Here is a 25,993-nt window from a genome sequence, read left to right on the forward strand (position 1 = left end):
TGTTGAATATTTAACTTTTCTTAATTGCTGTAAAACAGATGTGTCAAAGGCACTTTTCTATCTTTATAACGGTTTCTATTGTAGAATATCAAACTAAAATTGAAATCAAACCGTTTAATAGGTTTCAAACATAACTACACGAGAATATGACTAATTTTATCAAGTACAATTTTATCATTCTTATAGCAGCACTATTTTCTAGCTGTGCCACTTCAAAACAACCTACAGCTAATCATAAAACGATGGTTATTGGTGCACAACAAGTAGACTGCACTGGAGTAGGTCCTCAAAAATGTTATCAAGTAAAAGAAGGAGATGCTACGGAATGGAGTAATTTCTACGGGGCTATTGAAGGCTTTGATTATAACGAGGGGACAGAATATGTTGTTGAAGTAGCGGTATCTAATGTGGAAAACCCACCTGCAGATGCATCTTCTTTAAAATATAAACTTGTGAAAATCTTGAAAGAAACAGAAAAACCTTTTGTAAAAATAAATGGTACGTGGGTAATCTCTACTTTAAACGGAGAGGTGACTGACCCAATGAAAACATATATTATTTTTGACACCAATAAAAACAGCATTTTTGGTTTTGCAGGTTGTAACGGCTTAAACGGACAAATGGAATATGACGAGGAGAAAAACACTTATAAAGGTGGTCCTTTTATGTCTACAATGATGTTCTGTGAAGAAGTTGCAGAAAACGAAAGAGCGTTAGGTAAGATTCTAGAAAAATTTAATAAAATTGCAGTCGAAGGTGATGTAATCACTATTTCTTTAGATGATGAAGTTCTTTTAACAGCAAAAAAAGGTGTAAATCATCAAAAAATTTATAAAAATTGGAAAGTATCTTTCATTAATGGTGTAGATGATTTAGGTGAAACAGCACCTTCTATATTCATAAACAACCGTGGTGAAGTAAATGGCAACGGTGGTTGTAACAACTTTAAAGGTGCTATTCAATTAGATGCTTTTTCTAACAATGTAAAAATTGGTCCTTTAGCGGCAACTAGAATGATGTGTCCTAATGGTGACGTTGAAAGTACTTTCTTTGCACAAATAGACAAAGTAGATAATTACAAAATTGAAAATGGAGAACTTCAACTTTTTGCTGGTGATCAACTAGTAATAAAAGCAAAAAAATAAGTTCAGTTTAATAGTAAAACAAGAAAGCCACTCCTCTATTATTTAGAGAAGTGGCTTTCTTATTTATAAAATAATCTTGATTATTAATCAGATAGTAATTCTACTTAGCGTATTTCTAGAAGAATACAATATTTACGGGTTGAGGAACTTCTAATTCACTAGAGTAAGTTAACATTCCTGTTTTTCTATCTCTTTTAAGAACAACCACATTATTAGAAACCTGATTAGCTACAACTATAAAATCTTCTTTAGGAGAGAAAGAAAAATCTCTAGGTGAATCTCCATGTACTTTAGCAAAACCAATATTTGTAAGTAATCCCGACCCCTTTTCTATTTTATACATTGCAATACTATTATGCCCTCTATTTGATGCATATAAATACTTCCCATCTTTAGAAACTTTAATTGCAGCACAAGTATTTTTACCTTCAAAAGATTTTGGCAAAGTAGAAATTTCACCTGCCATTGCATACGCATCTTCTGTAACCTGATTAAAAATTGAAATAGTACAAGTCAATTCATTTAAAACATACATTACCTTTTTATCATTAGAAAAATTAACGTGTCTTGGTCCTGAACCTTTTGCAACCTCTACTGTTGTTTTTTCTGATAACTTACCATCTTCAACACCATAAATATGTACTTTGTCAGTGCCTAAATCAACCGTAAAAACTTCTTTTTGCTTTGCATCAAAATGAGCAAAATGTGCGTGAGCTGCTTCCTGACGCTGTTTATTAGGTCCATTACCTTCGTATTGAATAACCTGATGATGCGGCTCTAATAAACCATCTTTAATTTGGAAAACACCTACATTACCTCCAGAATAGTTTGCAACAAATACAGTATTATTTTCATCAAGAGATACATAACAAGGGTGTGCCCCTCCTGAAGGAACTTTATTTACAAAAGTTAGATTACCTGTAGATTTATCAACAGTAAACAAACTAACCTCTCCATCTTTATTTTTTGCTTTGGGATCTGATGTTTCATTAACTGCAACAACATATTTATGGTCTTTAGAAAAAGCTACATAAGAAGGTTCTTCAGATTTAGCAGCCAAATTGATTAACGAAACCGTTCCTTTTTTTGCATCTAAATTTAGATGGTAAATACCTTCAGAAGTTGTCTTTGTGTAAGTACCAACATAAAAATCTTGCGCATTTACTACCATTGTAAATAAAAAAGATAATAGCGTTAAAATTATATACTTCATATTGTCTGTTATTTATATTTGTGTCGAAAATACAAATTTAGAATTACAATCTTATCCTTTTAGTATGAAAGTAAAAATAACGATAGAATATTGTACGCTCTGCCAATGGACGCCAAGAGCTGTATGGATGCAACAAGAATTGCTATATACTTTTAACGAACAAATTGAAGAAATTGCACTTCGCCCTACAAATGGAGGTGTATTCAAAATTTCTGTCGATGATCAATTAGTATGGGATAGAAAAGAAGATGGCTTCCCTGAACCAAAAGCTGTTAAACAAAAAATTAGAAATAAAATTGATCCTGAACGCTCGTTAGGTCATTCTGATAAATAAACTTTAGAAATCAGCATTTGTTAACAGACCAAAACAAAACTGCCTATAAATAACAGGAACCTGTCTTAGGATTGAATAAATCAAAAACTCAATTCTCATGAAAAACTTATTAATTCTATTATTCTTATCGCTTTCTTTCTTCTCTTGCTCTGATAAAGAAGAACCACAACCTATTGTAAAAGAAGTTGTTAAAGCAAACAATACAAAAGATAATACTGTTGATATAGTAAAAAAAGAGAAAGCTACTGAAGATACATCAAAGACTAAAAAAGAAGAGTCTAAAAAAACACCAACATCTACTCAAACGTCTATATCAAACAAGAAAAAAGTTACTCATAGTTCTGGTAAATCGATCTTTATTGATCCTCTTTTAAAGATTTCAGCTAGTGAGCTTGATCGTTATTTTATTATTAAAAATAGTATTTCTAAGTTGATGAAAGAACATAGCGATTATAATTCTAAATGGAAATTAGCATTAAAAAAATCTAAAGATATCACAAAAGAAATAAGTGAATTAAAAGCTAAAAAAGCCTCTCAAAGTGAAATCGATGCTAAATATGAAGCGTTTAAAAAAGAAACAGTTAATATATTTAGAAATGCATCAAAAACTGGAAACTTAAGTAGAGCAATAGATAAAGCACAAAAAGATTTAGATGGAATTATTATCACATATTCTATTACAGAATAAGTAGATAGATTAGAATATACATTAAGCTACTTCATCAGTATATGGTGGGGTAGCTTTTTTGTTTACTACTGATACACAAGTGGTAATCTTCAAACTTCCCTTTGTTAACACATCAAAATAGTATTAGCAAACAACAGATTTTGTATGTCTTAAAGACGAATAAAACAAAAACTCAATTCTCATGAAAAATTTATTAATTCTACTACTTGCCTCTTTTTCATTCTTTTCTTGCTCTGATAAGGAAGATCCACAACCTACTATTAAAGAGGTAGTTAAGAAAAACAATAAAAAAGATACTACTGTTGATCTAGCTAAAAAAGAGAAAGCTACTGGAGATACGTCAAAAACTAAAAAAGAAGAGTCTAAAAAAACACCAACATCTACTCAAACATCTATTTCAAATAAGAAAAAAGTTACTCATAGTTCTGGTAAATCAATTTTTATTGATCCTCTTTTAAAGATTTCAGCTAGTGAGCTAGACCATTATTTTACGTTAAAAAATAGTATTGCTAAGTTGGTAAAAGAACACGACGGTTTTAATTCTAAATCAAAATTAGCAAAAGAAAACGCTAAAGTTATTAATAAAGAACTGATTGAATTAAGAGCAAAAAAAGCCCCAAAAATTGATATTGATGCTAAGGTTAAAGAGTATAAACAAGAGGTAAATAATATGATTAATTATGCTTCGAAAACAGGATATTTAAAAAGAAGAATATATAAAGCACAAAAAGATTTAGATGGAATTATAACCACATATTCTATTACAGAATAAGTAGATAGATAAGAATATACATTAAGCTACTTCATCAATATATGGTGGGTAGCTTTTTTGTTTACTACTGATACACAAGTGGTAATCTTCACACTTCCCTTTGTTAACACATCAAAATAGTATTGGCTAAGTGTAGAGATGATATGTCTTAAAGACGAATAAAACAAAAACTCAATTCTCATGAAAAATTTATTAATTCTACTTTTAGCTTCATTTTCTTTATTCTCTTGTTCAGATAAAAAAGACCCTGAACCTATTGTTAAAGAAGTTGTTAAAACAACAAAAAAAGATAATTCTACAGATAAAGTAGAAGTTAAAAAAGCATCTAAAAAAAATACATCATCAACATCTAAATCAAGTAAGGAAAAAGTTACAGTTCCTACTCCAGTAGCTACACCTGCTCCTGTTCCATCATCAAATACTTCTTCAAAAAAGAAGAAACATACATCTTCAGATGGTAAAGTACTATTTACAGAGTCTAGCTTTATAATTACTCAAAATGATATAGATAAGTATTTCAAAATCAAAAAAGAGTTGGAGAATTTGATAAATGAGCATAAGATTATATCGACTGAATTCTTAGCTTCTTCAACTAAATCAAAAGCACTTAATCAAGAAGTAATAGAGCTTAAAAAGAATAATGCTCCAATAAGTGAGATCAATACAAAAAAAGCTGAAGTACTTAGTAATCATAAAAAGACTTTAAATATTGCAATAAAGAAGACAAATAAAGAAGCTGAAATTAGATCTAAGAGAATAGATTTAAGTGAGCTAGTGAAGATGTTTAACATCACAGAATAATAAACTACTCTTTAATTTTGAGTTATTTGAATAAAGACTATTTCATATATATATGAAGTAGTCTTTTTGTGTTTTAGAAGGTAGAATAAATAGAAATATGCATCGAATAAGAAAAACATTATTATAATTGAATAAAAATTCATTATTTGTCAACTCATTAAATAAATAGTGAATATGATACATCCTATGAATAGAAGAGGGTTTTCTCAGCCACATTATGATGCCATCATTATTGGAGGAGGAATTACCGGTGCTGCTATTGCTTATGAACTAAGTTGTAAAGGTGCTATTGTTGCTTTGGTAGAAAAAGGTGACTTTGGTGGAGGTACTTCTGCCGCTACTTCTAAACTTATTCATGGAGGATTACGCTATTTAAAAAATTTAGAACTAGGTCTTGTTAGAGAATCTCTCAAAGAGCGTTTACGTTTATCTAATATTGCACCAAATTTTGTCCGCCCCATTCCATTTATGCTTCCACTTTATTCTTATAAAGATAAGTGGCTCCTTAAAGCTGGAATGGAAATGTACGACTACCTTTCTTTTGACAAAAAAGACACACTTTTAAAAGAAAATGCCCTTGAGAATTATGACTATTACAGTGCTAAAAAAACATTAATTAGAGAGCAAGATATACGTAAAGAGGGGTTATTAGGAAGTTATATCTATCACGATTGCCAAAATGCCAATGCAGAAAGACTTACATTAAGTTTTATAAAATCTGCAATGCAATACAATACAGAAGTCGCAAATTATGCAAAAGTTGAAGACTTTATTATTAAAGATGGAAGAGTTAAAGGTATTATAGGTCGTGATCTTATTAACGATACTCCCATTAAACTTTTAGCAAAAGTGGTTATTAACTGTGGAGGTGCTTGGGCAAACGATATTCTACAATTTAAAAATGCACCAAAAACAGACAAAGCGACTTTACGTTCAGAAGGTATTCATATTGTAACCAAAGCAATTGGTGGACAACATGCTATTGCTTTAGTTACCCCTAAAGGAAGGCATGTTATGGTACTCCCTTGGAGAGGACATTCTATAATTGGAACTACAGACAAACCATATACTGGAGAAGTTGACGATTGGAAAGTAAGCAAAGAAAGTATAGAAGAATTAATAGAAGAAATAAATGCTTGTTACGGTGATGGTCAACTTTCTTATAAAGATGTCTGTTATTATTATGGCGGTTTACGTCCATTGGTAGATCATCAAACAGAAAATACATACGATCAATCCCGCAAGCATGAAGTTATAAATCACACGGCAGACGGATACCCTGGATTGTATACTGTTGAAGGAGGAAAATACACCACTTCTAGGCACTTAGCTGAGATTGTAAGTGCTAAACTTTCATCAGAAATCACTTTAGAAAATGACCGTCAAAAAACAGCAAAAATTCCATTATTTGGGTGTAAAATCACCAATTTACACCAATATCATGAATATTTAAAACTTCAATTCCCTTACCTATCTCAACACATGTTATGGACATTTATAGGTATGTATGGAGAGGAATCTGAAAGTATTTTAAAGCGCTTTGTAAATGAAGAGCATAATCCTACATTACTAAATGCAGATGGGGAAATTATAACACAAGTATACCATGCTATTGAAAATGAAATGGCATTTACCTTAGAAGATATATTTTTAAGAAGAACAGGTTTAGGCACTTTAGGAAAACCTAATACTGTTTTAATTGATATGGTCTCAGTAATTTTACAAGAAAAATTAGGGTATTCTGATCTAGTAATCACGCAGCAAATAGAAAACCTACTTACACACTACCAACTTCTTGAGGAAGATTAATATTTTTTGAAATGAAATCAAAATTAAAAAACACATACAGACAAGTCTTGCGCTGGGGAAACCCACACTACGAAGAAAAATTAAATGAGCAAGGCAAAAAAACTATTCAAGAGTTAGTAGGAATACCTATTACCGAGGTTAACCTTCCTACATTTCTACCTGGTGAAAAAGAAATTACACTAGAAAAACCTATTGGGCTACCACCTAAATATGTTTTAGAATTTACAGATATTGTTGGTGCAGAAAATATAAAAACATCTGATTTTGATAGGGTAAAACACTCTGCAGGAAAGTTTTATGGTGAATTAATGCAACTACGCCAAGAACAAGTACTTACACCTCCTGATTTAATTATCACTCCTATTGATGAAGCACAAATAGAGACAATTTTACAGCGTTGCCAACAATGGAAAATTCCTGTAGTGCCTCAAGGGTTACGCTCTTCTGTTACAAAAGGAGTTGGTTTGCCAGATGGCGGAATTGCCTTAGATCTAACTGCTCATTTAAATCAGATTATTAGTTTTGATGAAGTAAGTCAAACCGTTACAGCACAGTCTGGAATTACAGGTCCATCGTTAGAAAAGTTTCTAAATAGTAAAGGATATACTTGTGGGCATTTCCCTCAATCTTTTGAATTTTCTACGCTTGGTGGTTGGGTAGCTGCTAAAGGTGCAGGCCAATGTTCTACTGGTTATGGTAAAATTGAAGATATGGTTTTGAGTCTAAAAGCATATACTCCATCTGGAATTATTCAGAATGAAACCTATCCAAAGTCTGCCCAAGGTTTTGATATTATGCCTTTATTTATTGGTTCTGAGGGTACACTTGGTGTAATTACTCAAGTAACAATGAAAGTGAGAAAACTTAATGTCAAAAACCGTAGAAATGCCTGTATTATCTTCAAGGATTTTGAAAATGCTGCTGCGGCAATGCGTGCATGTATTCAAGGCCAATTTGGGTTACCTCACCTTTTCAGAATTTCTGATCATGAAGAAACAGAAGTAGCTTTTAGAATGAAAGGTTTTGAAGGTTCTTTTTCTGATAAAGCACTAAAAGCTTTGGGGTATAAACCTAATAACAGGTCTTTAATGTTTATTTCTGTTGAAGGTGATAGTGATTATACTTCTTTTGTAGTTGATAAAATAAAAGTAACTGCTAAGAAATTTGGTGGTAGAAGTATTGGTAGTAAACCTACCAGAAAATGGTTAGACCAACGTTATCATTCTGCTTACATGAGAGAGCCTTTGATGGACTTAGGGCTAATGACTGATACCATAGAAACAGCTGCTATGTGGTATGATATTGAAAAACTTTGGAAAAATGTACGAACATATATAAAAGCAAGACCCAATACAGTTTGTATGTGCCATATCTCTCATGTATATGAAAATGGAGCAAACCTGTATTTCACTTTTATTACACCAACGGACAAATCGGCACCATCAGAAGATTATAAAACATTCCATTCTGGATTAGTAGATACCATTTTAGCAAACAAAGGCTCACTTTCTCATCATCATGGAATTGGTAGAGCTCTTGCACCTTGGATGAAAGATAAATTAGGCGAACGTTCTTTCGAATTAATGAAAAGTATTAAAAAAGATTTAGACCCTAATGGTGTGATGAATCCAGGTGCTTTATTCGATTAAATTTTCAGTCCATGATTTTATCTATTGATGCGGGAACGCAATCCATCCGAGCTTCGATTATTGATAAAAAAGGAAATATTTGTGCCTTAGTTAAGACACCTATTACTCCTTATTTTTCTCATAAAGCAGGATGGGCAGAACAAAATCCTGCTTACTATTGGGACGTATTCTGTACAACTACACAACAACTTTTTAACGAAAATACTTCTTTAAAAGAGCAATTACTAGGGATAACCGTTACCACACAGAGAGGAACGGTTATTAATGTAGACAAAGAAGGCAACCCCTTGCGCCCTGCAATTTTATGGCTCGACCAAAGGAAAGCAAAGGTAGAAGCTTTCCCCAATTGGTGGTTAAGAACTGCCATGAAAGGTATTGGCATTTACAGTATTGTAGAACATGCAATAACAGAATCTGAAGCCAATTGGATCCGCCAAAACGAAGCAGATATTTGGAATAAAACGCATAAATTTTTATTCTTATCTGGCTACTTTCATTATCAACTAACTAACCGCTTTATTGAAACAAAAGGTAATATGGTGGGTTACGTACCTTTTGATCATAAAACGGGAGATTGGGCTTCAAAAAGGGATGTTAAAAGTAAAATGTTTCCTATAGCACTCAATAAATTACCAGAATTGATTGATGTAGGAGAAGTAATTGGGAATATAACTGAAAAAGCTGCAAAAGAAACAGGCATACCTGTACAGTTACCCGTAATTTCTACAGCTTCAGATAAAGCGTGTGAATTGTTAGGTACGGGAACTTATACATCTAATGTAGGGTGCTTGAGTTTTGGGACAACAGCAACTTTCTCTACTAATATCAAAAAATATAAAGAGATTATCCCCTATTTCCCTCCATATACCAGTGCTATAAAAGGGTGTTTTAATACTGAAATAATGGTTTATAGAGGCTATTGGATGGTTAGCTGGTTTAAAAAAGAATTTGGAAGTAGAGAGGTTTTACAAGCTGAAGAACTTGGTATTGCAGCTGAATCAATTTTTGATGAAATGATCAAGGATATTCCTGCCGGTGCAATGGGACTAACACTTCAACCTTTTTGGTCGCCAGGAATTAAATCACCAGGAAAAGAAGCAAAAGGAAGTATTATTGGTTTTGGTGATGTACATACCAAAGCTCATATTTATAAAGCAATTTTAGAAGGTATTGGATATGCTTTAAGAAATGGAGCTGAGCAGACTCAAGAAAAAACAGGAAATAAAATTACTGAATTAAGAATTTCTGGAGGAGGTTCTCAAAGTGATGAAGCCATGCAGCTTACTGCTAATATTTTTAACCTACCAACACACCGTCCGCATACCTTCGAAACTTCTGCTTTAGGGGCTGCTATGTTAGGGTTTATAGGACTGGGTTTACATACTTATGAAAGTGCCATAAAAGAAATGACACATATAAAAAAGACGTTCTACCCTAATAAAAAAGAAGTAGCAATTTATGATCAATTGTACAAAGATGTCTACCTACAAATGTACCCTCGTTTAAAACCTATCTACGAAAAAATTCAAAAAATTACAGGCTATCCTAAAATCTAGTTCTAATATACGTTGCTCTTTTATATCTTCGCCTTATGAGTATCAAAGTAGAGAATTTGACAAAAGTGTACGGTGAACAAAAAGCCGTTAATAATATCAGTTTTGAAGCAAAGCCAGGAGAGATTTTAGGTTTTCTAGGACCAAACGGTGCAGGAAAATCTACAACAATGAAAATTGCTACCTGTTATGTTCCTCCTACAGAAGGAACAATTAAAATTTGCGACTATGATGTTGTCGAAAACCCTATCGAGGTACGTAAAATGGTAGGGTATTTACCAGAACACAATCCTCTTTATTTAGATATGTATGTCAGAGAATATTTAGAATATTCAGCTGCTATATACAATATAAAAGGGCAGAAAAGAAAGCAACGTGTAGACGAGATGATTGAGCTTACTGGTCTTACTCGTGAACGCAAAAAGAAAATTGGAGCTTTATCAAAAGGGTATAGACAGCGTGTTGGCCTTGCTCAAGCTTTAATACACGATCCTGAAGTGCTTATTCTAGATGAACCTACTACAGGTCTCGATCCCATTCAATTAGAAGATATTCGTGCTTTAATAAAAAAAGTAAGTCAGAATAAAACTGTTATGCTTTCTACGCACATAATGCAAGAAGTACAAATACTTTGCGACCGTGTTGTTATTATTAGAAAAGGTGATTTAGTTGCCGACGATAAAGTAGAAAACTTACGTCATTATGGAGCAAAAACAGCACTAAACCTTAAATTTGAATCGCCTACTTCTGCTGCTTTTTTATCAAGTATTGAAGGTGTAGAAAAAATTGAAATTATAGACCCTGCCAACGTTCTTGTTTACTATGCCAACGATTTAGATTTAAGAGGTGATATTTTCAGAAAATCAGCAACTGAAAATCAAGCCATTATAGAAATGAATATGCAGATTCAATCTATGGAAGAAATCTTTACACAGTTAGCTCAAGGTTAATAAAACACACTCTCTACTTGATAACATAATTTAAAAAATGAGTGTCAATGTTAGCGAATAACAATAAATGAATTTGTCTTCATTTTAGCCACTACCGTTTCATAAATCAAACATTAACACTGATTTATGAAAAAGCTACAATACTTATTTCTATTTCTAAGTCTAATTTTATTATCTGTAATTTCCAATACTATTCATGCTAAAATTAGTAATGATATAGTTATTCCTGTTGGAGATTCTCAACTCCTACCTTCTTTAGATGTTAGTGGGAGAACTCATTATATTATCCAAGGTACTTTAACTATTAATGGAGATGTTAACGTAACAGGTAACGGACAAATTACTGTTGATGGCGGTGAGTTAATTATTTATGGCAACCTAAAAGCTGCCGGAAATGGAGTTGTACTTGTAGATGGCGGTGATCTATATGTTGATCGTATAATTAAGCCTGGTAATGGAGAAGTTACAACAATTAACGGAGGTGAAATACACCATACTTCAGATCTTCCTGTAGAATTAATTAGTTATAATATTGAAGTTGATAAAAATAAAAATGTAGATATTTATTGGGAAACCGCTCAAGAAATAAATAATAGTCATTTTATTATTGAAAAATCTTATGATAGAAAAAATTATGTTTTTGTTGATTCTGTTGGCGGACACGGAAATACGAACAGTAATGTTTATTATGAAAGTAGTGACCGATTAGAGAACAATAAAACAACCTATTATAGACTTACACAATTTGATTTTGATGGTAAATCTGAAGCTTGGATACAAAGTGTTGCAGGTACTAATAACGATATTAGCTTTAATATCTATCCTAATCCAACATCTGAATATTTAAGAGTTCAAACTACTATAAATGATAAAGAACTAATGGAGTTTTACCTTGTAAATGCTAGTAACGGTAGTAGACATAAACTAAATAATACTTCTATTTCTTATGCAACACAAACCTTTGATCTTACTCATTTAGCAAATGGTATATACATCATAGAAATTACAAAAGGAAATCAAGTGATTTATCAAGATAAAATCATTAAAATATAAGTACTTCGATTCATTAAAATTTAAGAGCACCTTTCTTTTTGGAAGGTGTTTTTTTATTGTCACTCAAAAAGTGTGAATAAAAGGAAATAGAATTCAACAGATCTTAATACTTCTGCCTGTTCAATTAGGTTACCTGTCTATAAAAGACAAGAACTAAATTTCTGTTTCTATGAAAAATTTACACCTATCAAATAGTCGCTTTAAAATATTCACTTTAATTAGTCTAGTCTCATTTTTAATGATAAATGTGGATGGGTTTTCTGAAGATGTAAATTTCAGTTTTGCTAATACCAAATATTCAAAGAATGTAAAATTTCATTATATACAGAAACACTATAAACTTGATGAATACCAAGATTTTGTTAGATATACATTTCCTCAAAAAATAGGCGAATTCTTAATTGAAACAAAAGAAGAAACACAACAAGATTATACTTTTATTATAGGTAAAGTAAAAATCTTAAGTGGAAAAAGTTTAACTATTAAAAAAGGACATACTTTAGTTATATATGGTAAATTAACAGCTCTTCCAGGTTCTACATTAATTAATGAGGGCAATTTAGTTATAAGAGGTTCTTTATTTATTGGTGATCAAGTTACAGCAGGTCAAGAGTCATATATTGTAAATTTCCAAAATAAGCCAAATGCAAACTTATATATCACTCAAGGGCTAGTAGGTCAGCATGTTCATGGTTCTACAATAGCAGGAAATATTGCTGTAATACAAAATGTAATGTACCATTTCCATTTAAATGAAAATACTATCAATCCAAAAGGTGGAGTATTTTATTATAGAAATAATGATTTTAGTGCTAAAGCTAATGAAGGAACGGAAGTTATAATGAAACTGGATAGTAAGAATAGAGCTAGCAAAAAATATAGTAGAGGGGAAAAAAAAATAGATAAAGAAGATAAAGAAAAAGATAGAAATCATAATAAAATTACAAATCTACCTTACAAAGAATACTTTAAGAAAATCTGTAATAAAAATCCTATAAAAAAAGAAAGTTTACTAAAACTTCAACCCTACCTAACAAAACAATTTAAAGACCTCCCAGTAGAACTCTCAAGCTTCTCTTGTACTCAAGAAGAATCTTTTACAGCTATCAAATGGGCTACTGCTCAAGAAATTAATAACAGTCACTTTACAATTGAAAAGTCTTATGATAAAAAGAATTTTGAAAAAATTGATGAAGTTGAAGGGCAAGGTAATTCGAATACAGTAAAGCAATACAAAATTAATGTTCCCATAGATAATAAAAATAGAACCGTTTATTACAGGTTAACACAATTTGATTTTGATGGAAAATCAGAATCGTGGATTCAAGCCGTAATGAGCAATGAAGATACTAAAGTAGATGTGAGTGTTTACCCTAATCCTACTACGGACTTTCTTAAAGTAGAAACAAATTCTACTGATGATACTCCAATGGATTACTATTTAATTAACACAAGTACAGGTGCTAAAACGAAATTAACGAGTAGTTCATCTCAATATACTTCTCAAAAATTTGATGTATCTGGCTTATCTCAAGGGATATATATATTGGAAATCATTCAAGGCAATAAGCGTATTTATCAGAATAAAGTGATTAAGAAGTAAATAAAACACAACAGAATTCAACAGATCTTAATGCTGCTGTCTACAGAATTTGGCTAGCTGTCTACAAGATATAATAACTAAAAATCTGATTCTATGAAAAGTTTTTCACATAATTATAATAGCTTCAAAATAGTCACTTTAATTAGTTTTTTAATGCTAATTACCTTAGGTAATGATAGTATAGCTCAAAAAGGTACCATTAAAAAAACATTAAATAGACAAACACTTCCAACGGATACTTTTCGTTTTAAGTATGTATATAAAAATATAACTGAATATCAAGTTTTTGATCGATACAAACCAAATAATGACAAAGGTTTTCTTGTAAAAGGAACATTTAAAGCTGGTGAAGGTTTAAAAGATGGAAAACCATTTAATAGGAAAAAATACACAGGTATTTATAGTAATGTAACTATCAAATCAGGTAGCACATTACATATTCCAGTTGGACAAACTTTATTAATACAAGGAAATGTGTATTTAAAAACTGAAGGAACTCTAAAAAATGAAGGACGTTTAGTTATTATAGAAGGAAACCTTTTTATAGGTAATTATAGCGAAAATTCAATATTAGGACATCAAGATCATACAAACTTTATAAATACAGGAGATTTATATGTACAAGGTAACTTAATTGGTCAACATCCCCATGGTTGTACTTTTAAAGGAAATATAGCAATTGAAGAAAATGTTGCTTTCCATTTTCATAAACACAAATCTCCATCAGAAGCTAATTTTTATTTTAATGAAGTAAAAGATAAATTTGAAAAAGTTAAAATTCACGATCCTCAAAAACATGTAATGTCAGCTCAATTAAGTAAAGGAAAAAAACATGCAGGGTTAGGCCAAAATATACCTCTACAAAAATTAAAACCTTACCTTGGTTTGGACCTCCCAGTAGAACTCTCAAGCTTCTCTTGTACTCAAGAAGAGTCTTTTACAGCTATCAAATGGACCACTGCTCAAGAAATTAATAACAGTCACTTTACTATTGAGAAATCTTATGATAAAAAGAATTTTGAAAAAATTGATGAAGTTGAAGGGCAAGGTAATTCGAATACAGTAAAGCAATACAAAATTGATGTTCCCACAGATAAAAACAGAACCGTTTATTACAGGTTAACACAATTTGATTTTGATGGAAAATCAGAATCGTGGATTCAAGCCGTAATGAGCGATGAAGATACTAAAGTAGATGTGAGTGTTTACCCTAATCCTACTACGGACTTTCTTAAAGTAGAAACAAACTCTATTGATGATACTCCAATGGATTACTATTTAATTAACACAAGTACAGGTGTTAAAACGAAATTAACGAGTAGTTCATCTCAATATTCATCTCAAAAATTTGATGTATCTGGCTTATCTCAAGGAGTGTATGTATTAGAAGTTCTACAAGGAAATAAGCGCATTTATCAGAAAAAAATTATAAAGAATTAGATTTATACTATAGATAATATAGAACAGACAATTAGTTAGTAAGCGCCTCATTTTTAATGGGGTGCTTATTTTTTCATCCATTAATAAATCTAAATAAAACTGACATTCAATGAGCTATAGCTGTCATAAAACCAAATAAATCTAATTACTATTTCTATGTTAAACACCTCAACCTCTCTAGACATTTACTGTAATTTAAAAACTGCTTTCAAGGTAATGGCAACAGTCGTAATGTTCTCGTTAGCTTTTACAACTAAGGCACAAAATGTTCACGAACATATAAAAGTATATGGTAAAGCTCATAGCAAAAAAATATACACTGTTAAGCACAATTTAGAAACTTCTAATGGAGAAGAGTATAAAAAAGGCATTGGACATGTGGTGTATATAAATGGAAAAGTTAGAGTACCTGCCAATAAAAAAATTGTTATTCAGGCTACAGATACATTAGTAGTTTATGGTAACCTAACATTGTTCGAAAATAGTGCTTTAATTAACTATGGAAATTTAGTTATTAAAGGGAATCTTATTTTGGGAACTCCTGAACATAACGTTGAAGCTATACAGTTTTTAAATGATAAAAACGCAAATTTAATTGTAGAAGGTAACCTAATTGGGCCCCACCCAGAAGATGTTCATTTAAATGGTAAGATTGCTGTATGTGGTAATGTAGACTTTAATTTTCATTTATATGGAATCCACAAAAATGAAATGAGAAATAATAAGGTGTTTTACTACCAATCAAACATAAATGGATTGGCTGAAGGTGGAAATAAAGATTTAAAAATTAGTAAGTTGAAACACCATAAAAACGAAGGAACTCATTTTATAGAAATTGATAAAAAAGTAGATATCACAGAACGTAATTTAAGTAACCTATTCTATTACTTATCAGAAGAAACATACTCTCGAGTAATGCCGCTTATTCTTTCAAAAATCTCATCATTGAAATAATCATACATGAAAAACATCTACTTCTCTCTTCTTCTCATTACAACATTATTTGGATGTCAGAAAAATGAAGAGTTTGCTATTTCAAAAACTGAAAAATTGGAGGCTAAAACAGATAATCCAATAGGAATTACATATAGAGTTCCCGTTGTTTTTCATTACGTAGCGTTTGATAATAATAAACTACCTTCTAAAAAAGAACTAGAAAGTATCGTTCAACTTATCAATATTAATTTTCAATTCCAGAATGCAAATAGATTCACAATAGTAGATCAATTTGTAGATATTTCTGCAAATCCAAATATTGAATTTTACCTTGCTACCGAAAAAGAAAATCAGCAAAAAGGATTTGTTTCAATAAAAACAAAATACCCTAAAGTTAGCGAAAGAAGTATTTCTAAAGATCTTATTAGAACGGTAAAGGAGTTTGAAAGTAAAAAAATAAAGACAGACGGAAGGAAGTTTCTAAACATTATTATTACTGATCTCCCACACCTAACAAGCGGATTAGTTGTAGCAGATAATGATCAGAAAGATCAAAATAAAGTTACACTGCCACCTCCATATGACCGTATATCTTTACAAGGCGAAACGTTTGATCGTTCCTCTTTATTAAGTGGAATTTTTCTAGATCACAAGAGTTTTAATACAGATAGGTTAAGCATTGAAATTATTACCCACGAGATTGGCCATTGGTTGGGTTTAAAACACATTTTTGGTATGACTTCGTTGCCTTTTAATGAAAGAGATAATTTGATTGTTCTCAATCATGTAAGTAGAACGCCACAACAAAATAAATACTTTATTGCACTCCATGATGATGGCATTGACGACACCCCTTGGACTCATATAATTTCTGATAATTTAAATGTTGAGGTAAATGGAAAAATTATCAATTCTCAAAATTATATGAACTACACAAAAAAATTAGAAAGAGTGATGTTCACAAAAGGACAAGTTGAAAAAATGAGAAAAACACTAGAAGATTGGTTATAATTTTCCTTTTCACTTCATAAAAAAAGAGAGATGCAACTTAAAAATGCATCTCTCTTTTTGTTATAAATCCTTTTATGGTTTATTCCTCATTTGCTAGATCCCAAATATTTAGATAGCTCAACTTTGTAATTTCAGTTGCCTTATCCATCATTATTTTATCAGCATGATCAGATACTTGGTGGTAATCTTCGTGCCCTCCTGTATGGTACCAAAAATAAGGAACATAAGCGTTATCAAAGTTCACATTATCAGAACCTCCTGCTTCACCTTGTTTAGTTTTACCATCAAACATTTCTAGATCAATATTGTATTGTTTTATATTATTTTGATTTAGCTCCCACGTTGATGGATTTTCTGCATTATAAATAAAACTAACTTGATTGTCTTTACTATGCCAATCGCCTCTTCTACCAATCATATCAAAATTTAAATACATAGAAATATGAGACGCATTTTCAAACTTTCTGAGAAAATGCTTAGAACCATGCAACCCTTTCTCCTCTGCCGTCCAAGATGCAAACAACATTGTCTTTTTAGGTTTTACTCCAGTAGCTTTAACAGCCTTTGCAATACCTAAAATTGCTGCTACACCAGATGCGTTATCATCTGCACCATTCCACACATAGCCATCTCTCTTTCCTAGATGATCATAATGTGCACCAATCAATACTAAACTATCTGCTTCCTCTCCAGATACCTTAGCAAGTACATTTCTTACTCTCACTCTTTTTGCTAAACTTCTTGCATCAAAAGCGGCTTTAGATGCTTCTAGCTTAACCACAATAGATTTACCATTTTCTAAATTTTGTGTATAATTAGCAACTTCTGCTGGCGTTATTAAAGAAGACATTAAATATTGCCCTCCCATAAATACAGGAGCTATTTTGCTCACTTCACTTACAGGACTATACAAACGAGTTTCGTAAAAAGAAGACAGAGGCTGATCTCCTTCATAATATTTTCTATTATCTCTAAAAGGAAAATTACTTGATGTAGTTGGCAAGCTTGCTTCAGGATCAATTTCTATAATTGCCAAAGCTCCATATTGTTCTGCTAATCTCTCTTTTTCTTTATGTAACTGCTTAGCAGGTAAATCTTTTACTGATTCCCCTAATTGTCCTTTAGATGGCTTTCCTTTAAGGCGAACCCAAACTTTACCTTCTACTTTCTTTTTAGCGAAATCGTTATAATTTAATGAATCAATTGATAAGCCATATCCCACAAATACTAATGCTCCTTTACCTTTTACAGAACTAGGTGACGCTTTTACTTCAAAGTCTGTGTGGTTAGCAAAAGTAAATTCTTGCCCTTTAGAAGTAACTGATAAAAATTGCTTTTCGGCAGCTTTATATTCAAGAACATCAAAATGTTGGAAATAGGTTGGTTTACCATTTATACTATCACCTGCAGGCTCTAAACCCATAAACTCAAACATACTTGCAATATATTCTGCAGCTCTGTATGCACCTGGGTGACCTGCTTCTCTACCTTCCATCCAATCAGAAGACAAGTAATTAATTGTAGCACTAATAGTCCCTTCATCAATTGCCTCAAGGCCTTTTTCTTTTGGTGATTGTGCAAAAATTGAAGTAGTAAAAGCGAAAGCTAAAACGGTTAGATAAATGTGTGAAATTTTCATATTTATGGTAAATAGGTCAATAAATTTATAGGTAGGTTGCTGAATTTCGAAATTCGTGTTTATTAAAAAGATAAAGAAATATAAATCGTTAATAATGAAGAACTGATGATCAAGATCAGATTAAAAAGTGCAAGTAATAAATCTGTTATTTTTAGCCATATGAACTAAATGTATTACTTGCTCTTGAAACATTGAAACATTTGGGTTTGAGGTATAAAATTGATACTTCCCATTGTTATCAAAAACTAGGTTTTCTTTTTTAATTATTCTTTTGATTTGCCTCACCACAGCAGGAGCAGGATCAATTAATTTTACCTCACTACCAACAATTTCTTGAATATCATTTTTTAAGAAAGGATAATGTGTGCACCCTAATACTATATGATCTACATTATGAGTTATCATTTCTACCAATAAACCTGCTAACACTTTATGTGAGGTCGGCGTTCCTATTAGCTGATTTTCTACAAGATCTACCATCCCTTTTCCGGCCTGTATAATAACGTTTACACCTTTTGCATACTTTTCTTTAGTCTCGTTAAAAAGACGACCAGAAAATGTTCCTTCTGTAGCTAAAACTCCAACAGCTTTGGTGGATGAAGCCAACGCTGCCGTTTTTATTGCTGGTTCCATACCAACAAACGGAATTGTATATTTATTTCTAAGAAATTCAATAGCTGCGGCCGTAGCAGTATTACAAGCTACAACAATTATTTTGGCTCCTTTAGCTATTAAAAATGCAGTTATTTTATCTGCCCTATCTATTAATTCATCATGAGATTTCTCACCATAAGGGCAATACTCCTGATCTGCAAAATACAACAAAGGCAAAGTAGGTGCTTCTTCCTGAAAAGCGCTCCAAACTGATAATCCTCCAACACCTGAATCAAAGAACCCAATCATTATTTTTGTGCTTTTTTACGCGGATCATTTGCATCAAAGAAATGCCAAGAAACTAATAAGTTTTGCACATTCTTAGGGTCAATTTCTGTAACTTCTTTTGTTTTAGGAAGATAAGCAAACACCTTATTATCAAACGGGTATATATTTACTTCTGTATTGTAAGCAGTTACTAAGTCTTCCATCTTAATCTGACAAAAAGGACGAAATTTCGAAACGGTATCTTCTACAAAAGAGGCTCTGTTCTCAATGTACAATGCCTGTATTCTTGGTAAAGAAGTTACATATTGATATACCGCTGCAGAATCTAATGCAGTAATACCTTTTACATTATAAAAAGGATCTTTAAATGTGATATCAATATTGTTCTCTGGATTATTGTTGTATACAACAGACCACTTTTTTAACGTTCTCCAAGAAGTTCTAAAAAGTGTCTTATCTCTCCAAGTTGATGAAGAAGGAGTGAAAATCTCTTCGATTGCCACAAACTGCCCTGGTATTTCAATAGAATATACTTGCCCTTGTTTCTTTCCATAAGATACGGCATCACTTTCCGAAGCAATTGTACCCGTAAATATTGGAGCGCCGGCTATGTAGATCACAACTTCTTTCCCTGCAGTAGGCATTGCTTCTTTTTCTTCAATAGTTTGAACTTTTTGAAGTGCTTGAAACAACATTCCCATTTTTCTAGGTGCCACATCAATTGTACCATCCATTATCCATCTACCATCATCTTCTTTCACAATTTCATGTCCGTCAATTACAAACTTTGATAACTGTGATAGATCCTCTAGATTAAAAAATGCTTCTCCATTTGTTTTTGTACTGGCAGAGAAATTAAAAAAAGAGAAACCTATTGCCAATACAAGCAATAGATTAACTCCAATAAGAATCTTTATTTTATTCGTCATTTCGGCGATTAATTTTCTTCATTTGATTTCACATTCGCCTTAATAGACAATGTTTTTTCCGCATTCTTAGGATCGTTTGTTACAATAGATATTGTTTTCGTTACCTCTCTATTGTAATTACCAGCACTAAAAGTAACATCTAGTTTAGTACTTTCTCCTGGTGCCAATTGCGTTTTTTGAGGTTTGGTAGCTGTACAGCCACAAGATGCTTTCACTTTACGAATTATAAGCTCTGCTGTACCATTATTTGTAATTGTGAAAGAACCTTTTTCTTTATCAAGTGCTTTCATTATACCAAAATCAATGACATCTTTATCGAAAGAAACTTCTGGCTGAGTACCACTATTTTCAACTTCAGAGAAATCTTCTTTGATATGACTACTAATGTTAATTCGCTTTCTTGGCGTATTCATATCATTAGTAGGCAATTGAAAATATTCAAATAAATAGCCGTAGTCATTCTTCATTGCTGCATCATAACTAATGAACAGCGTTACCGTATCTTTTGGAGATAATTTATCTGCTGAACCCCAAACTTTAATGTACTCAGGTACTTTTACCTCATCAAACTTTAATTTTATAGGTAGGTCACCTTGGTTGTAAATTATTGTTGACAAGGTATCTTTTTCAGTAGTTAGAATATTCCCAAATACAACATGCGTTGTTTTAAACCTTAAATTACCGACTTCCATTGGGTACCAATCTTTAGGTCCTTTAGGCCTTGGTTTAACATTACCCTTAATGGTTAATAATAAAACTTGTGGAGTACCATTGGTTCTCACAGAAATTGTTTTAGTAAAAGGTCCTGGTCTATTTTTAGTACTGTAACTCACCTGAATGAAACCTTTTTCTTTTACGGCAACTGGGTCTGTAGACCAATTAGGAGTTGTACAGCCACAACTTGCTTTTACACTCGTAAGAATTAATGATTTATTCCCTTGGTTTGTAAAGTCAAAGATTACATCTGCATCTCCATCTATTTCATTGATATCACCAAAATCATGTACCGTTTTCTCAAATACTATTTTAGACTGGGCATAAGTATTTAATGATAACATTGAGTAACAAAGGAAAATCAAAAAAGGATATATTATATTATTTTTCATTATTATTAAAATTAAGGCTCTCTAATTATTTACAAAAATAAAAAGAACATTTATATACTGATAATCATTTTTTCCCGTTATGATTATAAGATGTAAAAATTTGAATACTTTAATAAGTAGAATCAAGCAATTTATAAACGATTACAATACTTATTTCACTGCAAATAACTTGTATATTCCTTAATAATCTATTTGATTCTTAATTTTTTACAAAAAAAATAGTATAATTGAAATAACATTTTCTATTTAAACAATATTAATGTGAAAGTTTAAGCACTAAAAACATTAATAGATTAGAGATTTTTTTAACGAATAAACGCAATCGGCCTGTAGAATTATGGCGTACATGGAGCATTTTAGCGTAAAAACTTTCAAGCAGCAATTATCTGCCAAGAAAATTTCTTTGGCATTTCAAGGCATCTTTTCTCAAGATGTACTTGCACTAATTGGTAAAAGTTTACGTAACACTCCCGATAGTAGGGTTATAGCAAAGCGACTATTTGCAATTGTCATTGAAATGGCACAAAATATTCACCATTATTCTGCAGAAAAACAATACTCTGAGAAAGATGGAAGAGATATTGGCGTGGGAATTGTAGCTGTTGCTGAAGATGATCAACATTATGTGATTACTTCTGGAAACTGTATAGATAAACACGAAGTACCTCCATTGATTGAAAGAGCTAACTATATCAACGGATTAGACGCTGATAAACTAAAAGCTTTTTACAGAGAGCAAAGGAAAATGCCTCAGCGTGAAGGTAAACCTGGTGCAAACCTCGGTTTTATTGATATGGTTAGAAAGTCTGGTAATCCAATCGAAATTAACATAAAAGATTACGACGATACTAGATCATTTTTTATATTATCAGTTAGAGTTAACAAAGAACTATAAACGTATTTAAGCATGGAAAACTTCCATATTGACGGATCTACCTATATACCAAGAATAGACTTCAATGCTGAAACAGGAGTTTTAGAATTAGAAGGTGAATCATACCACGAATATACTACTGAGTTTTTTGGCCCAATCTTTAGCTGGCTAGAAGATTTTTTAGAGCAAGCTGGTAGAGAAGTAACAATGAACTTTAAAATGTCGTATTTTAATACGTCATCTTCTAGAAGATTTTTAGAGATTCTTACTTTACTAGAAGAATATCAGAACGACAAAGAAGGTAAAGTTACTGTTAACTGGTACTACGAAGAAAACGACGTAGATATGCTAGAAAGTGGTGAAGAGTATGCTGATGATGTTGAACTTACTTTCAACCTTATTGCTTATTAATAAGTACCAATTTTAAAAATATTATAATTAGGCTCTTGCATTTATACATAATGTAAGAGCCTTTTTTATTGTGCTCTAGGATGAAATTCAGTAACCACTTGTTGTAAATACTCTTTATTTAAATGGGTATAAATTTCTGTAGTTGTAATAGATTCATGCCCTAACATTTCCTGTACAGCTCGTAAATCTGCACCACCTTCTACCATATGAGAAGCAAAAGAATGTCTAAACGTATGTGGACTAATATTTTTCTTTAAACCAATTTGGGCTGCTAAACGCTTTATAATTGTAAAAATCATAACCCGAGTTAATATGGCCCCTCTTCTATTTAAAAATAATATATTTTCAGAACCTTTCTTTATTGTCCTTGTTCCTCTATCATCATTAAGGTAGTTACTTACTTGCTTCATGCCTTCTTCTCCAATGGGCACAAACCTTTCTTTATTACCTTTACCAACCACCTTTATAAACCCTTCCTCAAAGAACAGCCCATCTAGTGTAAGATTTATTAATTCTGATACACGTAACCCACAACCATAGAGTACTTCCAAAATTGCTTGGTTTCTACGCCCCTCATAGGTTGTTAAATCAATAGCATCAATTAACTGATCTATCTCTTCAATCTCTAATGTGTCTGGTAACTTTTGAGGTAACCGAGGTGATTCTAATAATTCCACCGGATTATTTTCTGTCTGATCACTTTCGTTTAAAAATTGATAGAAAGATTTAATACCCGATAAAATTCTTGCTTGAGACCTAGTAGATAAATGAAATTCTTGATCCAAGTATTTTATGAATAATAGGACTTCATCTTGTGTGAGTGTTTCTGGTACAATATCACTTTCTAAAAGCTCAAGGTACTCTACTAGTTTATTCACATCTCTGATGTATGCTTCTATTGTATTCTTAGACATACCTCTTTCCAGCCTAAGATACATAGCGTAATCCTTAATGGTTATTTTCCAATTCATAAATCGCCTCCATCCATTTTAGACCAACGCTCTCTCATTTTTTGCTTCTCCCATTCTCTCCTGAGTGCTAAACGAGCTAATGCATCAGCAATATCCGTCATATTACCTTGTGCAAAAGCTTCTTTTACTAAATCTTCCTTAACATCAATACGGTACAAACCATTCATTAATTTTGATGTATCGTTACGCAGCAAATATTCAAAATACTCCGATAATTTATCTGCAGCATCTCCAAAAGTTTGAGGCTTATACGTTTCTTCTATCTCAAAACGTTCCGTTAATCTATTCCATGCTTCTAAATACATATTGAAATTTACGCTATGAAAAAGAAAAAACATCGACTTTTATAAAAAATCGATGTTTTTTCTTTTCGTGATAATTAATAATTATGACCAATCTTCTATGGCTTCGATCACTTCTACTAATCCATCAAATGTATTTACACCAACAGCTACTTCAGAACCACCTTTTAGGGCAATTCCTTCTGGTTTAGCTGTTTCTAGTAATGTGTTTACAGAGTCTTCGTTAAAACCTCCAGCTATAAAAACTTTATATTCTTCTGTTAATGAATGAATTTTATTCAGTAATTCGTCTGATAAATCTTCAGCAAATTCTAACAAGAAATAATCAACCTGATGATCTAAAAGAGACATTTGTTGTTCTGCTTCATCAATATCAGTAACTGCAATTTTATAAATAAGTGGTTTAGTACTTTTTGATAAATCATTTATTAATGCTGCATTATCTGTAATAACTACGTCGATAGCTTCGTAATCATCAAAGTTAATCTCAGCAGATTCATATACCTCTCCAACAAATTTAATTCCTGCTAACCATCCTGCAATTTCTTTAAATTTATCAGGAGAAACATAACGTTTGTGAGAGGCCTCAATAGGGAAACCAATCATTTCAACGCCCATCCCTGCACAATATCTTCCATCTCCTAAATTATCAACATCAGATACGAATACACGAGTTTTTAGTGCCATCTTATTTTTATTCTTGAGGAAAGTCCTCTTTTGTTTCAATAATTACTTTTCTACTACAAAGGTTGCAAAATAGATTGAAACCAAAAAGAGTAAAAAGTAGTTTGTCAAGTGTAGATACACAATGTATCTTTACAAAAGTAAAAAACTCTTATTTTTAGAGGGTTCTTTAAGGGTATTTTCTATAAATTATGATAAAGAAATTAAACTGCTAGTCTTAAACACCTTGTTGTTGGTTTCTTATAAGTAGATTATACTAAAATTTTAATTACACACTCAAAATTAAAAACACATGGCAGTAATTGATGCAAACGATAGCAACTTCGAAGAGTTATTAAAGTCTAACGATAAAGTTGTTGTAAAATATTTTGCAGGATGGTGTGGCAGCTGTAGATTATTTAAACCTAAATACAAGCGTTTAGCTAACGATGAACGTTTTGAAGGAATTGCATTTTTAGATATTGACGCAGAAGAGAGCCCAAATGCTAGAGCTTTAGCAGGAGTAAACAATTTACCTTTCTTTGCCATTTTTAAAGATGGGAAATTAGTAGAAGGTGGACCAATGTCTAAAGAAGATGCAGTTGTTGAATTAATAGAAAAATTGAAATAATGAAAATACCTATTATAAAAAAACTTGTAGAGAATTACTCACTACAAGATTTACAAGCTGCAGAAGAAGCATTATCTGAAGAGCAAACTCCAGCAATAGAAATTGGAGGCGATGACGAAGGTGAGCAACTTACACATGCATTTGCTGCTGTTTGGATAAAAGAAAAAGTTGAAGCCGGGGAAGACTTTAAAGTTGCTCTAAGAGCATATACTTCTATGGTTAGAGGATCAATTTCATAATTAATCTGTGAAATTAATTACTTACTGATTGATAAAATTGTACCTTTATCAATCAGTAAGTAACAAATTTCTAAAAAATACGATATGTCACTAAAATTTCTCGAATCGTTAGAACAAACAATTAAAGATAGACACGATAATCCATCTGATTCTTCTTATACAAGTAGTTTGTTTGCTAAGGGCATTAATAAAGTTGCTCAAAAGGTAGGAGAAGAAGCCGTTGAAGTAGTTATTGAAGCTAAAGATGATAACGAAGAGTTATTCTTAAACGAAGCTGCTGATTTACTTTACCACTATATTGTACTATTACGTGCAAAAGGTTACAGTTTAGAAGATGTGACTAAAATTTTAGAAGAACGCCACAAGTAAATTATAAAGTATGATTGTTT

At 31.8% G+C, this 25,993-nt stretch carries 26 protein-coding genes and 1 pseudogene; 19 read left to right on the forward strand and 8 right to left on the reverse strand.

The window, feature by feature from the left end; genetic code table 11:
- The first annotated feature begins 146 nt into the window (after positions 1 to 146).
- Positions 147 to 1,145: an META domain-containing protein gene (locus KM029_RS07185; protein WP_144072627.1), complete on the forward strand. Its 999-nt coding sequence runs from the start codon at positions 147 to 149 to the stop codon at positions 1,143 to 1,145.
- A 115-nt stretch (positions 1,146 to 1,260) separates the two neighbouring features.
- Here the strand turns inward: KM029_RS07185 and KM029_RS07190 are convergent, their stop codons facing one another.
- The gene (locus tag KM029_RS07190) at positions 1,261 to 2,358 is read right to left on the reverse strand and encodes a lactonase family protein (RefSeq protein ID WP_144072628.1); all 1,098 of its coding nucleotides are present in this window, start codon (positions 2,356 to 2,358) and stop codon (positions 1,261 to 1,263) included.
- A 64-nt stretch (positions 2,359 to 2,422) separates the two neighbouring features.
- Here KM029_RS07190 and KM029_RS07195 point away from each other — a divergent pair, with 64 nt between their 5' ends.
- From KM029_RS07195 to KM029_RS07255, 13 genes are all read left to right on the forward strand, one after another.
- On the forward strand, positions 2,423 to 2,692 hold the full coding sequence (locus KM029_RS07195) for a SelT/SelW/SelH family protein (RefSeq protein WP_144072629.1): 270 nt from the start codon (positions 2,423 to 2,425) through the stop codon (positions 2,690 to 2,692).
- Between the two features lie 97 nt (positions 2,693 to 2,789).
- The gene (locus KM029_RS07200; protein ID WP_144072630.1) at positions 2,790 to 3,380 is read left to right on the forward strand and encodes a hypothetical protein; all 591 of its coding nucleotides are present in this window, start codon (positions 2,790 to 2,792) and stop codon (positions 3,378 to 3,380) included.
- 181 nt (positions 3,381 to 3,561) lie between these two features.
- Complete coding sequence (locus KM029_RS07205) at positions 3,562 to 4,152, forward strand: hypothetical protein (protein WP_144072631.1); 591 nt, start codon at positions 3,562 to 3,564, stop codon at positions 4,150 to 4,152.
- 180 nt (positions 4,153 to 4,332) lie between these two features.
- The gene (locus KM029_RS07210; RefSeq protein WP_144072632.1) at positions 4,333 to 4,953 is read left to right on the forward strand and encodes a hypothetical protein; all 621 of its coding nucleotides are present in this window, start codon (positions 4,333 to 4,335) and stop codon (positions 4,951 to 4,953) included.
- Positions 4,954 to 5,127: 174 nt separating this feature from the next.
- Positions 5,128 to 6,762: a glycerol-3-phosphate dehydrogenase/oxidase gene (locus KM029_RS07215; RefSeq protein ID WP_144072633.1), complete on the forward strand. Its 1,635-nt coding sequence runs from the start codon at positions 5,128 to 5,130 to the stop codon at positions 6,760 to 6,762.
- An 11-nt stretch (positions 6,763 to 6,773) separates the two neighbouring features.
- On the forward strand, positions 6,774 to 8,411 hold the full coding sequence (locus tag KM029_RS07220; RefSeq protein ID WP_144072634.1) for an FAD-binding oxidoreductase: 1,638 nt from the start codon (positions 6,774 to 6,776) through the stop codon (positions 8,409 to 8,411).
- An 11-nt stretch (positions 8,412 to 8,422) separates the two neighbouring features.
- Positions 8,423 to 9,967, forward strand: coding sequence for an FGGY-family carbohydrate kinase (locus tag KM029_RS07225; RefSeq protein WP_144072635.1), 1,545 nt, complete (start codon positions 8,423 to 8,425; stop codon positions 9,965 to 9,967).
- Between the two features lie 35 nt (positions 9,968 to 10,002).
- On the forward strand, positions 10,003 to 10,914 hold the full coding sequence (gldA, locus tag KM029_RS07230) for a gliding motility-associated ABC transporter ATP-binding subunit GldA (protein WP_144072636.1): 912 nt from the start codon (positions 10,003 to 10,005) through the stop codon (positions 10,912 to 10,914).
- 126 nt (positions 10,915 to 11,040) lie between these two features.
- Positions 11,041 to 11,967: a T9SS type A sorting domain-containing protein gene (locus KM029_RS07235; protein ID WP_144072637.1), complete on the forward strand. Its 927-nt coding sequence runs from the start codon at positions 11,041 to 11,043 to the stop codon at positions 11,965 to 11,967.
- A 169-nt stretch (positions 11,968 to 12,136) separates the two neighbouring features.
- Positions 12,137 to 13,570, forward strand: a complete 1,434-nt coding sequence (locus tag KM029_RS07240) for a T9SS type A sorting domain-containing protein (RefSeq protein WP_144072638.1) — start codon at positions 12,137 to 12,139, stop codon at positions 13,568 to 13,570.
- A gap of 93 nt (positions 13,571 to 13,663) precedes the next feature.
- On the forward strand, positions 13,664 to 15,010 hold the full coding sequence (locus KM029_RS07245; RefSeq protein ID WP_144072639.1) for a T9SS type A sorting domain-containing protein: 1,347 nt from the start codon (positions 13,664 to 13,666) through the stop codon (positions 15,008 to 15,010).
- Positions 15,011 to 15,226: 216 nt separating this feature from the next.
- Positions 15,227 to 15,964 (forward strand): hypothetical protein, encoded by a 738-nt coding sequence (locus KM029_RS07250; RefSeq protein ID WP_144072640.1) that lies wholly within the window; start codon positions 15,227 to 15,229, stop codon positions 15,962 to 15,964.
- A gap of 6 nt (positions 15,965 to 15,970) precedes the next feature.
- The gene (locus KM029_RS07255; RefSeq protein ID WP_144072641.1) at positions 15,971 to 16,957 is read left to right on the forward strand and encodes a M43 family zinc metalloprotease; all 987 of its coding nucleotides are present in this window, start codon (positions 15,971 to 15,973) and stop codon (positions 16,955 to 16,957) included.
- 79 nt (positions 16,958 to 17,036) lie between these two features.
- On the opposite strand, the gene KM029_RS07260 is transcribed toward KM029_RS07255, so the two are convergent.
- The 4 genes from KM029_RS07260 to KM029_RS07275 all read right to left on the reverse strand — a co-directional run bounded on the left by KM029_RS07260 (position 17,037) and on the right by KM029_RS07275 (position 21,513).
- Entirely contained in the window at positions 17,037 to 18,596 is a 1,560-nt protein-coding gene (locus tag KM029_RS07260) for a M20/M25/M40 family metallo-hydrolase (protein WP_144072642.1), read from the reverse strand.
- A 120-nt stretch (positions 18,597 to 18,716) separates the two neighbouring features.
- Complete coding sequence (gene murI / locus KM029_RS07265) at positions 18,717 to 19,499, reverse strand: glutamate racemase (RefSeq protein WP_144072643.1); 783 nt, start codon at positions 19,497 to 19,499, stop codon at positions 18,717 to 18,719.
- The gene (locus KM029_RS07270; protein WP_144072644.1) at positions 19,499 to 20,407 is read right to left on the reverse strand and encodes a hypothetical protein; all 909 of its coding nucleotides are present in this window, start codon (positions 20,405 to 20,407) and stop codon (positions 19,499 to 19,501) included. Before KM029_RS07270 ends, murI begins: the two co-directional genes overlap by 1 nt.
- An 8-nt stretch (positions 20,408 to 20,415) precedes the next feature.
- Positions 20,416 to 21,513, reverse strand: coding sequence for a DUF1573 domain-containing protein (locus KM029_RS07275; protein WP_144072645.1), 1,098 nt, complete (start codon positions 21,511 to 21,513; stop codon positions 20,416 to 20,418).
- 346 nt (positions 21,514 to 21,859) lie between these two features.
- Here KM029_RS07275 and KM029_RS07280 point away from each other — a divergent pair, with 346 nt between their 5' ends.
- Positions 21,860 to 22,408: a SiaB family protein kinase gene (locus tag KM029_RS07280; protein ID WP_144072646.1), complete on the forward strand. Its 549-nt coding sequence runs from the start codon at positions 21,860 to 21,862 to the stop codon at positions 22,406 to 22,408.
- A gap of 12 nt (positions 22,409 to 22,420) precedes the next feature.
- Positions 22,421 to 22,798 carry a DUF1987 domain-containing protein gene (locus KM029_RS07285; protein ID WP_144072647.1) on the forward strand — a complete coding sequence of 126 codons (378 nt, stop codon included), beginning with the start codon at positions 22,421 to 22,423 and terminating at the stop codon, positions 22,796 to 22,798.
- A gap of 65 nt (positions 22,799 to 22,863) precedes the next feature.
- On the opposite strand, the gene xerD is transcribed toward KM029_RS07285, so the two are convergent.
- From xerD to KM029_RS07300, 3 genes are all read right to left on the reverse strand, one after another.
- Positions 22,864 to 23,769 (reverse strand): site-specific tyrosine recombinase XerD, encoded by a 906-nt coding sequence (gene xerD / locus KM029_RS07290; protein ID WP_144072648.1) that lies wholly within the window; start codon positions 23,767 to 23,769, stop codon positions 22,864 to 22,866.
- Positions 23,766 to 24,074, reverse strand: a complete 309-nt coding sequence (locus tag KM029_RS07295) for a hypothetical protein (RefSeq protein ID WP_144072649.1) — start codon at positions 24,072 to 24,074, stop codon at positions 23,766 to 23,768. Before KM029_RS07295 ends, xerD begins: the two co-directional genes overlap by 4 nt.
- Positions 24,075 to 24,155: 81 nt before the next feature.
- Positions 24,156 to 24,758, reverse strand: a complete 603-nt coding sequence (locus tag KM029_RS07300) for a beta/alpha barrel domain-containing protein (protein ID WP_144072650.1) — start codon at positions 24,756 to 24,758, stop codon at positions 24,156 to 24,158.
- Positions 24,759 to 25,047: 289 nt separating this feature from the next.
- Between KM029_RS07300 and KM029_RS07305 the strand changes: the two genes are divergently transcribed.
- The 3 genes and pseudogenes from KM029_RS07305 to hisE form a co-directional block, all read left to right on the forward strand.
- Positions 25,048 to 25,365 (forward strand): thioredoxin family protein, encoded by a 318-nt coding sequence (locus KM029_RS07305; RefSeq protein WP_144072651.1) that lies wholly within the window; start codon positions 25,048 to 25,050, stop codon positions 25,363 to 25,365.
- The gene (locus KM029_RS07310; RefSeq protein ID WP_144072652.1) at positions 25,365 to 25,604 is read left to right on the forward strand and encodes a DUF6952 family protein; all 240 of its coding nucleotides are present in this window, start codon (positions 25,365 to 25,367) and stop codon (positions 25,602 to 25,604) included. The genes KM029_RS07305 and KM029_RS07310 overlap by 1 nt, the downstream gene beginning before the upstream one ends.
- A gap of 96 nt (positions 25,605 to 25,700) precedes the next feature.
- Positions 25,701 to 25,973: pseudogene (hisE, locus tag KM029_RS07315) on the forward strand (phosphoribosyl-ATP diphosphatase); the annotation flags it as partial.
- Positions 25,974 to 25,993 lie beyond the last annotated feature (20 nt).

It is taken from the genome of Flammeovirga kamogawensis (assembly GCF_018736065.1).
GTDB lineage: Bacteria > Bacteroidota > Bacteroidia > Cytophagales > Flammeovirgaceae > Flammeovirga > Flammeovirga kamogawensis.

Bases quoted from the DNA above. Each gene is read 5' to 3' on its own strand.
- KM029_RS07185 (WP_144072627.1), top strand. From the start codon at position 147: ATGACTAATTTTATCAAGTACAATTTTATCATTCTTATAGCAGCACTA.
- KM029_RS07190 (WP_144072628.1), bottom strand. From the start codon at position 2,358: ATGAAGTATATAATTTTAACGCTATTATCTTTTTTATTTACAATGGTA.
- KM029_RS07195 (WP_144072629.1), top strand. From the start codon at position 2,423: ATGAAAGTAAAAATAACGATAGAATATTGTACGCTCTGCCAATGGACG.
- KM029_RS07200 (WP_144072630.1), top strand. From the start codon at position 2,790: ATGAAAAACTTATTAATTCTATTATTCTTATCGCTTTCTTTCTTCTCT.
- KM029_RS07205 (WP_144072631.1), top strand. From the start codon at position 3,562: ATGAAAAATTTATTAATTCTACTACTTGCCTCTTTTTCATTCTTTTCT.
- KM029_RS07210 (WP_144072632.1), top strand. From the start codon at position 4,333: ATGAAAAATTTATTAATTCTACTTTTAGCTTCATTTTCTTTATTCTCT.
- KM029_RS07215 (WP_144072633.1), top strand. From the start codon at position 5,128: ATGATACATCCTATGAATAGAAGAGGGTTTTCTCAGCCACATTATGAT.
- KM029_RS07220 (WP_144072634.1), top strand. From the start codon at position 6,774: ATGAAATCAAAATTAAAAAACACATACAGACAAGTCTTGCGCTGGGGA.
- KM029_RS07225 (WP_144072635.1), top strand. From the start codon at position 8,423: ATGATTTTATCTATTGATGCGGGAACGCAATCCATCCGAGCTTCGATT.
- gldA (WP_144072636.1), top strand. From the start codon at position 10,003: ATGAGTATCAAAGTAGAGAATTTGACAAAAGTGTACGGTGAACAAAAA.
- KM029_RS07235 (WP_144072637.1), top strand. From the start codon at position 11,041: ATGAAAAAGCTACAATACTTATTTCTATTTCTAAGTCTAATTTTATTA.
- KM029_RS07240 (WP_144072638.1), top strand. From the start codon at position 12,137: ATGAAAAATTTACACCTATCAAATAGTCGCTTTAAAATATTCACTTTA.
- KM029_RS07245 (WP_144072639.1), top strand. From the start codon at position 13,664: ATGAAAAGTTTTTCACATAATTATAATAGCTTCAAAATAGTCACTTTA.
- KM029_RS07250 (WP_144072640.1), top strand. From the start codon at position 15,227: ATGGCAACAGTCGTAATGTTCTCGTTAGCTTTTACAACTAAGGCACAA.
- KM029_RS07255 (WP_144072641.1), top strand. From the start codon at position 15,971: ATGAAAAACATCTACTTCTCTCTTCTTCTCATTACAACATTATTTGGA.
- KM029_RS07260 (WP_144072642.1), bottom strand. From the start codon at position 18,596: ATGAAAATTTCACACATTTATCTAACCGTTTTAGCTTTCGCTTTTACT.
- murI (WP_144072643.1), bottom strand. From the start codon at position 19,499: ATGATTGGGTTCTTTGATTCAGGTGTTGGAGGATTATCAGTTTGGAGC.
- KM029_RS07270 (WP_144072644.1), bottom strand. From the start codon at position 20,407: ATGACGAATAAAATAAAGATTCTTATTGGAGTTAATCTATTGCTTGTA.
- KM029_RS07275 (WP_144072645.1), bottom strand. From the start codon at position 21,513: ATGAAAAATAATATAATATATCCTTTTTTGATTTTCCTTTGTTACTCA.
- KM029_RS07280 (WP_144072646.1), top strand. From the start codon at position 21,860: ATGGAGCATTTTAGCGTAAAAACTTTCAAGCAGCAATTATCTGCCAAG.
- KM029_RS07285 (WP_144072647.1), top strand. From the start codon at position 22,421: ATGGAAAACTTCCATATTGACGGATCTACCTATATACCAAGAATAGAC.
- xerD (WP_144072648.1), bottom strand. From the start codon at position 23,769: ATGAATTGGAAAATAACCATTAAGGATTACGCTATGTATCTTAGGCTG.
- KM029_RS07295 (WP_144072649.1), bottom strand. From the start codon at position 24,074: ATGTATTTAGAAGCATGGAATAGATTAACGGAACGTTTTGAGATAGAA.
- KM029_RS07300 (WP_144072650.1), bottom strand. From the start codon at position 24,758: ATGGCACTAAAAACTCGTGTATTCGTATCTGATGTTGATAATTTAGGA.
- KM029_RS07305 (WP_144072651.1), top strand. From the start codon at position 25,048: ATGGCAGTAATTGATGCAAACGATAGCAACTTCGAAGAGTTATTAAAG.
- KM029_RS07310 (WP_144072652.1), top strand. From the start codon at position 25,365: ATGAAAATACCTATTATAAAAAAACTTGTAGAGAATTACTCACTACAA.